The sequence below is a fragment of the Mesorhizobium australafricanum genome (assembly GCF_033977265.1).
GTDB classification, from domain to species: Bacteria; Pseudomonadota; Alphaproteobacteria; order Rhizobiales; family Rhizobiaceae; genus Mesorhizobium; species Mesorhizobium australafricanum.
Map to the genome: position 1 here is coordinate 38,044 of NZ_JAVIIT010000013.1, position 11,928 is coordinate 49,971.

The window sequence follows — 11,928 nt, forward strand, 5'->3', positions numbered from 1 at the left end:
AACGATGTATCGGCGTTTTGTTCTGCAGTTGGTATCGATGTCTTTCCCAAGGAAAGATCAGGGGCCCAGGCTGCGTCCGAATCTTGGCCTTGCCGTCGGCTCTTTGCCATCGATCATCTGCGGCCTGCTTGCCATGGCCTTTGTCCTGCTTGCTACCGATGCGTCTCGCGCGGACGGCTACGCTTTCGACACCGGTGACGTCCTGCGCATATCCGTGTTCGGAGAGGCAGCCTATCCGCTGGAAGTCGTAGTCGACGATCGCGGATCGATATCGCTTCCGCTGCTTGGCGATATCCAAGCGCGCGGCCTCAACAGCGCTGCTCTTTCGCAGGCCATCCAGGGCGCATTCCAGCGGCAGAAGCTCATCCTCGAGCCGTTTGTGCAAGTGGCGGTCGGCCAGTATCGGCCCTTCTTCATTTCCGGAACGGTGGCTCATCCCGGATCCTACCCGTTTCAACCGGGGTTAACCGTTCGCCAAGCGCTGACCATAGCGGGCGGCTTCCGGGCTACGATCACGGGAAATACCGAGCCGGCCCTGCAAATAGCGGATCTGCGCAGCGCGCGCTCAAATCTGGCGATTGAAGAATATCGGCTGAAGGTTCGACTTGCCCGCCTGCAAGCGGAAAGCCGGCAGGACAAGACCTTCGTTGCTCCGCCGGATCCGCCTGTCGAATTCGCCGGACGCCTGATTGCCGACATCGTTGCATCCGAGCAAGCGCAGTTGGACGCGCATCTTGCCGCCTACCGGGACGATATTTCCTATCTCGAAGCCTCGACGGTTCGCGCGAAGAAGGAAGCCGACATGGTTGCTACCACGCGCAAGGAACGGGAAAAGACCGCGGACCTTCAGCTTGAAGAACTGCAATCCGCCCGCGCGCTGCGGGAAAAAGGTCTGGTGACGAACACGAACGTCATGAACGCGGAACGGGCACATACCAGCTATCGCGCCGAACTTGCGCAGACCGAGTTTCAGCAGGTCCAGGCACAGCAGGAACTGCTGAACGCGGAGAGCGAGCTGAGAAAGAAGCATCAAAGCTATGACATGGACTTGCTAGCCCAAACCCAGGACACGGAGGTAGAGTTGGGAAAAACTCAAAGCCAAATAAGATACGTCGCCGACAAACTTCTTTTCATCTTCACCTATGGCGAGCAAAGGACCTTTGATGATTTGCAGGGCTCCGTGAAGATTTCGATCTTCAGACGCGACCAGAAAGCGGCGCATGACATCGTCGCCGACGAAAATACGGAAGTGAAAGCCGGCGATGTAATCGAGGTTTCGGTCGCAGCCAACAAAGGGTTCTATGCTCCGGAAATTTCGGCAACCGGAGCAATAGCCCCTGGTGTCGTCGGCCAATAGCCACGTTACGGAGACAGCCTGGGCGGAGCGTCGTCCAGGCGTGGCGTCGGCTCTCGGAAGGGCCTTGCCTGCGATCGGATCGAGCACCGGTCCCGCCGACCAGCACGAAAGTAGTCCTCGAACATCGACCGTCCCATCGGCGCATTGGAAGGAAGAAACTGTTCAGATGCTCAAAGCTTCACCCCTGGAACTCTGATCTTGGTCCTTGGCACGGCACTGATAGCCTTGGGTCGCCGTCTTCGCCTCACGAATGTCCGCGGCGACACGGAGCGGAAGCCTGTGCGCCTTCTCCGTCCAACGGCGCGCCGGAAGAGGTCACGTCGCCTCCCACGCCGTCGCCGGTCGCGCATTTCCCGTACAATCCTGCTCCTGCTCGCTCTTGCGTTGGCAGGCGTCGGGATTCTGTCGCCCTCTGTCGATTTCCCGGGATTGGTCTCGCTGACGCGGCCTTGGAGCAATATTTTGCCCGACTGGCTCCGCTTTCTCGACGGTCGGCCGGCCTTGCTGGCCGGCCTTGGCCATCTTCCGGTTTGGCTGGCGGTGGCTGCCCTGGGATTGCTGACGGCAGCCGCAGCCAAAGCAAGACGGAAACGACGAGGCCGCCTGACAGGTGTGTCCGCGAATAGAGGGGCCGGCGCCCAGTCCCTTTCCGGGGACATCCAGCCGCCGCCCGGTTCGGAACTCGCCTGCGCGCTGCGCTCCTGCAGGGTAGCGCTCGCGGGCGTCGCGGCTTTCAGCGGCGTGAGCAACATTCTCATGCTGACCGGCGCGATGTTCATGTTGCAAGTCTATGATCGTGTGCTGCCGAGCCGCAGCGTTCCGACTTTGGTCGGCATGGCGATATTAGCAGGCGTTCTGTTCGTCGGGCAGGCTGTCATCGATCTCGTGCGCGGCCGCATCATGACCCGGATCGGTACCGAGCTCGACGAAGCCGTCGGCGGACGCGTGTTCACCGCCATCTCCAGGTTGCCCTTGTTCATCGGCCAGCAGGGCGATGGGCTGCAGCCGCAACGCGACCTCGACAACATTCGTATGTTTCTGGCGAGCCCCGGACCCAGCACGCTTTTCGAATTGCCGTGGCTGCCCTTTTACCTGGGGATCATCTGGAGCCTTCATCCGACGCTCGGCATCACCGCCGTTTGCGGCGCTGTCATATTGGTGACGCTGACGGCGGCGACCGAGTTCCTTACGCGCAGACCTATGGGTGCCGCTGTTCTGACAGCCGTGCGGCGCAACAGCTTCGCCGAGGCCAGCCGCCGCAACGCGGAGGTCCTCATGGCGATGGGCATGGGCAAGCGCCTGCATGACCATTGGCGGGAAACCAGCCGGCAACATCTCGCGCAACAGCAGCGTGTCAGCGATATCGTAGGCGGCTTCGGCAGTTTCGCCCGCGCCTTGCGGCTGATGCTCCAGTCGGCAATGCTGGGCGTGGGCGCCTGGCTTGTCATCCAGGGCGAGGCGACGTCCGGGATCATTATTGCCGGGTCCATCCTCGCGGGCCGTGCGCTCGCGCCGGTCGATCTTGCCATCGCCAACTGGCGCAATTTCGTCGGCGCCCGCCAAAGCTGGCGCAGGCTGAACGGCCTGCTCGCCCGACTGCCCCAGGATGGTCAACCGATGGCGCTTCCGGTGCCGAGCTCGAACCTGACGGTGGATCGCATTGCGATCGGCGCGCCGGGCACGCAACGCATCATCGTGCAAAGCGTCGAATTTCGCCTGGACGCCGGCTCCGTGCTCGGCGTCATCGGCCCGAGCGGTTCCGGCAAATCGAGCCTGGTTCGCGGGCTGGTCGGCGCATGGCGGCCGCTGGCGGGCCGTATCAAGCTGGATGGAGCCGCGCTCGATCAGTGGTCCTCGGAGCGCCTCGGCCGCTATATCGGATATCTGCCGCAGGACGTTGAACTGTTCGCGGGGACGGTCGCAGCCAACATCGCGCGCTTTGAACCCGGAGCGGACACGGAGGCCATTGTCGCCGCTGCCCGCGCGGCGGGCGTTCACGACCTGATCGTCGGTCTTCCCAACGGCTACGACACACAGATTGGAGAAGGCGGAACCGCCCTTTCAGCCGGACAGCGCCAGCGTGTCGCCCTGGCGCGTGCGCTCTACGGCGACCCTTTCCTAGTCGTCCTCGACGAGCCGAACTCCAATCTCGACATGGACGGCGAAATGGCGCTTGCCCAGGCCATCCTTGGAATCAAGGCGCGCGGCGGCATTGTGGCGATCGTGGCGCATCGGCCCAACATCCTCAGCACGGTGGATTTCATGCTGATGATGAAAGAGGGACAGATGCACATGTTCGGCACGAGGGATTGCGTCCTGTCGAAGCTCCTTCCGATGCCTCAGGTCGGCAGTGACAGCCTGCAGCCGGTTTCAAGCTCACCACAACTGCCAAATTGACGGCGTCCAGGAAGCGGGCAGCCAAGGACAGTCATCTTGAAGCGATCATCTTCCAACCGGCGATCCATCCGCCGCAACCTGCTGGGCGGGGTAACCGTCGTCGCGCTGCTCGTCGGCGGGGCTGGAGTCTGGGCTGGGACGGTCGACATTTCGGGAGCAGTCATTTCGCATGGCGCGGTGGTCGTCGAGACCAGCGAAAAGAAGGTGCAGCACCCCACTGGTGGGGTCGTCGGCAAGATCTTCGTGCGCGACGGCGACCATGTGCAGGCCGGAGATATTTTGGTCGAACTCAGCGACACTATTTCGCGTGCCAGCCTGGCGTATGTGACGAAGAACCTGGACGAGCTTTATGCGCGAAGGTCCCGGCTCGAGGCCGAACGTGATGGCAGCGAGCAAATGGTATCTCCGCCGGAGCTTACCGCTCGGATCAACGACCCCGAGATTGCGGCCACCTTAGCCAGCGAGCAACGTCTGTTCGATCTTCGCCGGGTCGAGGTGTCCGGCAACAAGGCACGCCTGCGCGAGCGCATCGAGCAGCTCGGCAACCAGATCGAAGGGTATTCGGCCCAGGAATCGTCGAAGGCCAAGGAGATTGCGCTGATCAACGACGAGCTCGTCGATATCCGAAGCCTGGTCGAAATGAAGCTCACCATCAAATCCAAGTTGACCGAATACGAACGCGAGGCGACTCGCATCGAGGGCGAGCGGGCGCAACTTGTATCGAGCATGGCGCAGGCAAAGGGCGCCATCGCCGAAGTCGAACTCCAGGTTCTACAGCTGGACAAGGAGTTCGCAAGCGAGACCGGGAGCGAGCTGCGCGACGTCGAAGCCAAGATCGCCGAGTTCGAGGAGCGGAAGGTTGCGGCCGAGGACCAACTGACCCACATCGATATTCGCGCTCCCGCCAGCGGCACGGTTCATCAATCGACCATCCACACCGTGGGCGGCGTGGTCGGTGCGGGGGAACCGATCATGCTGATCGTCCCCGACACCGATAGGCTCGCGATCGAGGTGAAGGCTGCTCCACAAGACATCGACCAGCTTTTGATCGGCCAGCACGCGCTGCTGCGCTTCACCGCCTTTAACGTGCGCACGACGCCCGAGACGGAGGGCGTGGTGTCCATGATCTCGGCCGATGTCACGCGCGACCAGCGCACCAATGAAGTCTACTACGTGGTGCGCATCACGCCCGACCCGCAGGACCTGAAGAAACTCGGAGCGCTCTCGCTGGTGCCCGGCATGCCGGTGGAAGCATTCATACGGACCGGCGATCGCAGGGTGATCTCCTACCTGATGAAACCTTTGACGGACCAGATGATGCGCGCGTTCAGGGACCAATAGCAGCACGGCGCGGCATCGATCGGCCTAAAGCGCGTCGCGCTGAACCGGATTCAGGCGACGCGCTTTAAGTCTTTGTTTTGATGCATGTCGTTGTCCCAGAACCGCTGCACACTTCTGCGCGACATGCATTAGCGAATGGAGAAAGGCGTGAGCAACAGTCGGTCCGGACTGGCCAAACGCAGTGTCGTCGGGGTGTTCTGGACGGGCCTGTCCATGGGCTTCCTGGCGGTGGCGCAGCTTGTTGCCCTTCTCGTCCTGGCCCGGCTGCTCTCGCCCAGCGAGTTCGGTCTTTACTCCGCGGCCCTGATCGTCATCAGGTTCTCGACCATCTTCCAGGGCCTCGGCATCGCCCCCGCGATCGTGCAGCGGCCCGTGCTGGAAGAGCGCCATCTTCGGGTCGGGTTTACCTTCTCGCTCCTCCTTGGCCTCGCTGTGTCCGCGCTGGTTTGGGTGATGGCGCCCCTCTTTGCCAATCTCCTTCGGCTTGCGGATCTGGCCCTCGTGGTGCGCGCGATCTGCGTCATCTTTCTTTTCCAGGGGCTTTCCATGGTGGCGCAGGCTTCGGCCCAGCGCGCGCTACGATTCCGCTGGCTCGCGCTCGTCGACGCTTGCGCCTTTGCGCTAGGCTATGTCGTCGTCGGTCCGATCCTCGCCTGGCTCGGCTTCGGCATTTGGACGCTTGTCGGCGCCCTGTTGACCCAGCAATTCATAAGCACGATCATGCTGCTCACCGGCCAGCCGCATCCGATGCGGCCTTTGCTGGAGCGGCGCGCAATCGTCGAGCTGCTCTATTTCGGAGGCGGCTTTACCGTTGCCCGCGTCTGCAACTATCTTGCCACGCAAGCAGACAGGCTCGTCGTGGGCCGCTGGCTAGGCGCCGATGCGCTCGGCCTCTACGGTCTGTCGTCGCAGCTCATGACGACGCCGGCGGTCATCGTCGGCCAGGTTTTCGATCGTGTGCTGTTCCCGACGATGGCGCTGGTTCAGGAGGAGCCAGTGCGGCTTGCCCGCGCCTACCGCAGCGCCGTCGCAGGTTGCGCCTTGCTTGTCTTGCCGGCCAGCGTGGTGGTGTCAATCGTGGCGCCCGAACTGGTTCTGGTCGTTCTCGGACGGAGTTGGGAGGGCGTCGTCGCGCCGCTCCAGATCCTGGCGTTCGGGATGCTGTTCCGCACGAGCTACAAGCTTAGCGACTCCATCTCGCGGGCAACCGGCACGGTCTACGCGCGAGCATGGCGCCAGGCCGTCTTCACCATCGGCGTCTTCGTCGGATCCGTCATCGGACAGCGCTGGGGGGTGGAAGGCGTGGCGTTCGGCGTCGGAGTTGCCTTCGCTGTCAACTTCTTCCTGATGGCACAGTTGAGCCTTCGCGTGACCAGCATGACATGGTCGGAATTCGCGGCAGCGCACCTGCCCGGCGTCGCGCTCGCGGGCGTTGTCGGAACAGGCGCCTGGGCAGTTGTGGAATGGATGCGCGAGCTCCGGCTGCCACCGCTTCCCCTGCTCATCGATGTGGCATTGCTGGCGTCTGCCGGGAGCCTGCTTCTGTGCTGGGTCCTGCCGTCGCTGTTCCTTGGCCGAGAGGGGTTGTCGCTGCTGCGCCTGGTAGTTTCCGTGGCGCCCGCCTGGCCCCAGTTCCGCCGCCAGGGATGAAGAAGGAAACAGGCCGACCAGCGGCTTGGCTCGAGGGGTAACCGACCGGCCGGGCACGACTTTCGCGGGCAACTTCGAGCCCGCACGCACGCAGGCGAAACAGCAAGCAGTCCAAGCCGGTCGTCTTCGACCAAGCAATGCGGCCCTTCGCTCTGTGAATTCGACGCCGTCGAATTGCGACGAGCCGGAGCGGGCTGCGACGTTCACCTCCGGTCCTGTCGAGGCCCAAGCCCGGAAACAAGCGGCAAAGGAGATCTGATATGTCCAAACCACCTCGGATTCCCGACAGCGGCAATACCTTGGGACCGGTCACGGCGGAGTTCGACTCGCTGTCCCTCCTGAAGGGCCAATATTTGATCGATGACCACTCGCCGGCTGGAACCGGCGATCGGAACGTCGCGGAGCACGGTGCGATCGGCTTGCCGGGAACTTCCGTGACGGGTGAAGCGAGCAACGACGACAACACCGAAACTGGCACGCGCAGCGACAGCAACGGCGCAGAGCAAGCCGCAATCAGGATCGATGATCTCATCTCCACGCGCGGGATCACCCCGACCTGGGCGGGCGATGGCGGATTGAAGCTGACGGGCCTCGCCGAGGCGGCAGCCAGAATCGGCATTCATCTCAACGGCCCCGTTCTCGACACCCGGACAGCGAACGATTTCGGCCTGTGGCATGTGGGCCTAGCAGGTAGCGCTCACACCGCCACCAGCCCCGATGGAGCCGCCGGCACCGGCACGACCGCGACGGCGACCACGCTCATCGTCAACAGCGCCCTTGGCGCCGACCCGATCTTCGAGACGAGGGTGGCGACGGCCGGCGACGACGTCGAGGAGAAGGGCTCGGGCACGATCTCAGGCAACATCAACGATCTGGAACTGGGCTATGACGGCACCACGCGCCAGACGGTCGGCATCCGATTCACCGGCGTGGACATCCCCAAGGGCGCCATCATCACCAGCGCCTACATCCAATTCCAGGCCAATGAGGTTATGACAGGCGCGGCGTCGCTGCAGATCCAGGGCGACAATGCCGACGACGCCAATCCCTTCACCACCACCGCCTTCAACGTGTCCTCGCTCCCCCGGACGACGGCATCCGCTGCCTGGACGCCGGACCCGTGGTCCACCGTAGGCGAGCATGGCCTTGCCGAACGCACGCCGGATCTGTCGGCGATCATTCAGGAAATCGTCAACCGCTCCGGCTGGGCGGCGCTCAACCACATGGCATTTTTGATCACCGGCACCGGCACGCGCACGGCCGATTCCTACGAGTACAATCCGGCCAGCGCGCCGCTGCTGCACGTTGAGTATCTTCTGCCCGCATCCGGCAGTCCGGTCGCATTCAACTCACCGGCCGACACAGACCCCAGCGCCAACCAGATCGCCGAGCTCGCGGCGGTGGGCACGGCGATCGGCATCACCGCCTCGGCCACCGATCCCGACGCCGGCTCGACCGTAACCTACAGTCTCAATGACACGCGTTTCGCCATCGACGCCAGCAGCGGCATCATCACGCGCTCTGCTACCGGCACGCTGGATTTCGAGACCCAATCGTCGATCAACCTGACCGTGACGGCAACCTCGTCGGACGGCAGCACTGCCAACCAGACATACGCCCTCTCCGTCCTCGACAGCCCCGAACGGGTGGCCTTCAATACCCCGGCGGACACGGACAACGCCGTCAACCAGATTGCCCAGAGCGCCGCCGCGGGTACGGCGCTCGGGATCACGGCGTCGGCGAAGGATCCCGACGCCGGCTCGACCGTCGCCTACAGCATCAGCGACACGCGCTTCGCCATCAATTCGACCACCGGCGTCGTCACCCGCTCGGGCACTGGCACGCTCAACGCGACGAGCGAGCCGACGGTCAACTTCACGGTCACGGCCACATCATCCGACGGCAGCACCGATACCCACGCCTTCAGCGTTGCCGTCACCGGGAGCACCAACAGCACGCCTGTGACTTTCGAGACAAGGGTGGCGACCGCCGGCGACGATGTCGAGCAGAAGGGCACCGGCGCGATGTCGACCAACGTCTCAGACCTCGAGCTGGGTTATGACGGCAGCACCAGCCAGGTCGACGGCCTTCGTTTCACTGCGATCAATATCCCCCAGGGCGCCATAATCACCAACGCCTACATCCAGTTCCAGGCCAACGAGGTTATGACGGGCGCGGCGTCACTGCTGATCCAGGGCGATAATGTCGACGACGCGAGCGCTTTCACCAACGTCAAATTCAACGTGTCCTCGCTCCCCCGGACGACGGCATCCACTGCCTGGACGCCGGACCCGTGGTCCACCGTAGGCGAGCATGGCCTGGCCGAACGCACGCCGGACCTTTCGGCAATCATCCAGGAAATCGTCAACCGCTCCGGCTGGGCGGCGCTCAACCACATGGCATTTTTGATCACCGGCACCGGCACGCGCACGGCCGATTCCTACGAGTACAATCCGGCCAGCGCACCGCTGCTGCACATCGAATATCAGCTGCCTGGTCCGGCCGGCAGTCCCGTGGCTTTCAACACGCCGCCCGACACCGACCCCGCCGCCAACCAGATCGCCGAGCTCGCGGCGGCAGGCACGGCCATTGGCATCACCGCCTCGGCCACGGATCCCGACGCCGGCTCGACCGTTGCGTACAGCCTCAATGATGCACGCTTCGCCATCAATTCCAGCACCGGCGCCATCACGCGCTCTGCTACCGGCACGCTGGATTTCGAGACCCAATCGTCGATCAACCTGACGGTGACGGCAACCTCGTCGGACGGCAGCACCGCCAACCAGACCTTCACCCTCTCCGTCCTCGACAGCCCGGAGCCGGTCGGCTTCAACACGCCGCCCGACGCCGACACCACCGCCAATCAGATTATCCAGAACGCCGCCGCCGGCACGGCGGTCGGGATCACGGCGTCGGCCAAGGATCCCGACACCGGCTCGACGGTCACCTACAGCATCAGCGACCCGCGCTTCGCCATCAATTCCACCACCGGCGTCATCACACGTTCGAGCACAGGCACGCTCAATGCGGCAACCGAGCCGTCGGTCAGCCTCCATGTCACCGCGACCTCGTCCGACGGGAGCACCGCCGGGCAGGACTATACGCTCAGCGTGAACACAGGGCCGGTCTTCCAGACAAGAATTGGGTCCAGCGCCGACGACGTTGAGCAAGGTCCCAACGGCGGGATGGACCTCATCAGCACCCATCTCGACATGGTCGTTTCGGGCGCCAAGGTCGAGACGGTCGGGATGCGCTTCACCAGCGTCGATATTCCCTATGACGCCGTCATCACCAGTGCCTACATCCAGTTCCAGGCCCAAAATATCGGCACCGGCGCAATGTCGCTCCTGGTCCGAGGCGAAAGCGACGAAGCCACCCCTTTCGAGAGTGAGATAAACGACGTCACCTTGCGCCCGATGACGAATGCCTCGGTGACGTGGACGCCACCCGACTGGACCGTGGTCAATGAAGCCGGTCTCGCCGAACGCACGCCGAACCTCTCGGCGATCGTGCAGGAGATCATCACTCAGCCGGGCTATTTGCAACTCAACGACATGGCATTCGTCGTCAGCGGCAGCAGCGGCACGCGCAGCGCCTATTCCTTCGACGGCAGCGCCGCCGGCGCCCCGCTGCTGCATATCGAATACTACGTGCCGACGACCGGCCCGGTCGGCTTCAAGCACCCGCAGGATGCCGACTCCGCCGCCAACCAGATCACCCAAAACGCAGCCGCGGGCACTCTGATCCACATCACAGCGTCGGCCAAGGATCCCGATGTAACCGACAAGGTTACCTACAGCATCAACGACTCTCGCTTCGCCATCGATGCCAACACGGGCGTCGTCACGCGCTCAGGCACGGGAACGCTCAACGCGGCAACCGAGCCGTCGATCAACCTGCACGTCACAGCGACCTCGTCCGACGGGAGCACGGCCGGGCAGGACTATAGCCTCAGCGTCGTGCCGACGACGGCGCCGCAGGTGTTATACCGGTACGCGGTCTTCGGCGATTACGGCGACACCGATCTCACCGGCGAAAAGGCGGTGTCGGCGATGGTGCATGCCTGGAACGTCGATTTCATCCTTACTGTGGGCGACAACGTCTACGCGCCGCAGGTGCTCGACGCTGCGGTCGGCCAGCAATATCACGACTATATCGGCAACTATCAGGGCGCATACGGGAGCGGCAGCAGCATCAACCGCTTCTTTCCCACTCTAGGCAACCACGAATACAACGAAGGCAACGTCACCAACTACCTGAACTATTTCACGCTGCCCGACAACGAGCGGTACTACGACTTCCAAATCGGGCCGGTGCACTTCTTCGCGCTCAACAGCAACAAACAGGAACCCGATGGCCGTAGTTACACCTCGACGCAAGGCCACTGGATGCAAAACCTTCTCGCGAATTCCAACGCGTCCTTCGATGTGGCCTACTTCCATCACACGCCATACAATCCGGCTGGCAGCAGCACCATCATGCAGTGGCCGTTCGAACAATGGGGTGTGAACGCGGTCTTTGCCGGCCATGAACACAATTACTACCGTGAGAACAGGGACGACAACGGCGACGGCGTCTTTCTTCCCTACACAACCACCGGCCTTGGCGGCACCGGCAAGACCGTCCCCGACGTCGGCGCCAACCTGGTGACGGTCACGGACCAGGGCATGTTGATCGAATTCTACAAGGTGAGCAGCTTCAACGGGACAACCGCAACCCCCGTGCTGACGGATTCCTACTTCGTCCCGACTCCCGCAGGGCGCACGCCGACCATTGTCAACGGCGGCTATGTCCTGAACGGCACGACGGGTTCAGACTATCTGTGGGGTCTTGGCGGCAACGACACGCTGATCGGCGGGCGCGGCAACGACATGCTGGTCGCCGGCAACCAGCACAATTTGTTCGTGTTCCACAAGGGAGATGGGCAGGACATCGTCATGAACTTCGTGGCGGGTACCGGCACCGGCGATGTCCTCGATCTCAGGGATTTCGGCATCAACAATGCCAGCCAGTTCCAGCAGGTGGCTACGAACCAGGGCTCGAACGTAGTAGCCACGCTGGGCGGCGGCGACCAGATAACGATCACCGGCGTCCATGTCGAGCAGTTCCAGAACGACAATTTCGTGAGCAGTCTGCTGCTCGCCTAGGGCAGCGCCCTGGCGTCTTTCACAAAGTAAATTGCT

At 63.0% G+C, this 11,928-nt stretch carries 5 protein-coding genes; all 5 read left to right on the forward strand.

Annotated features, from left to right (window positions below; translation table 11 throughout):
• The first annotated feature begins 4 nt into the window (after nucleotides 1-4).
• The 5 genes from RFM98_RS22775 (at nucleotide 5) to RFM98_RS22795 (ending at nucleotide 11,892) form a co-directional block, all read left to right on the forward strand.
• Nucleotides 5-1,357, forward strand: coding sequence for a polysaccharide biosynthesis/export family protein (locus tag RFM98_RS22775; protein WP_320310940.1), 1,353 nt, complete (start codon nucleotides 5-7; stop codon nucleotides 1,355-1,357).
• Nucleotides 1,358-2,014: 657 nt separating this feature from the next.
• The gene (locus tag RFM98_RS22780; RefSeq protein WP_320311038.1) at nucleotides 2,015-3,754 is read left to right on the forward strand and encodes a type I secretion system permease/ATPase; all 1,740 of its coding nucleotides are present in this window, start codon (nucleotides 2,015-2,017) and stop codon (nucleotides 3,752-3,754) included.
• A gap of 36 nt (nucleotides 3,755-3,790) precedes the next feature.
• A complete protein-coding gene (locus RFM98_RS22785; protein WP_320310941.1) occupies nucleotides 3,791-5,095 on the forward strand; it encodes an HlyD family type I secretion periplasmic adaptor subunit in 1,305 nt (434 codons plus the stop codon).
• Between the two features lie 135 nt (nucleotides 5,096-5,230).
• Nucleotides 5,231-6,745, forward strand: coding sequence for a lipopolysaccharide biosynthesis protein (locus RFM98_RS22790; protein WP_320310942.1), 1,515 nt, complete (start codon nucleotides 5,231-5,233; stop codon nucleotides 6,743-6,745).
• Between the two features lie 260 nt (nucleotides 6,746-7,005).
• Nucleotides 7,006-11,892 carry a metallophosphoesterase gene (locus RFM98_RS22795; RefSeq protein WP_320310943.1) on the forward strand — a complete coding sequence of 1,629 codons (4,887 nt, stop codon included), beginning with the start codon at nucleotides 7,006-7,008 and terminating at the stop codon, nucleotides 11,890-11,892.
• The last annotated feature ends 36 nt before the right edge of the window (nucleotides 11,893-11,928 follow it).

What these genes read in the sequence shown, in the direction of transcription:
- RFM98_RS22775 (WP_320310940.1), top strand. Translation starts at nt 5, where the DNA reads ATGTATCGGCGTTTTGTTCTGCAGTTGGTATCGATGTCTTTCCCAAGG.
- RFM98_RS22790 (WP_320310942.1), top strand. Translation starts at nt 5,231, where the DNA reads ATGGAGAAAGGCGTGAGCAACAGTCGGTCCGGACTGGCCAAACGCAGT.
- RFM98_RS22795 (WP_320310943.1), top strand. Translation starts at nt 7,006, where the DNA reads ATGTCCAAACCACCTCGGATTCCCGACAGCGGCAATACCTTGGGACCG.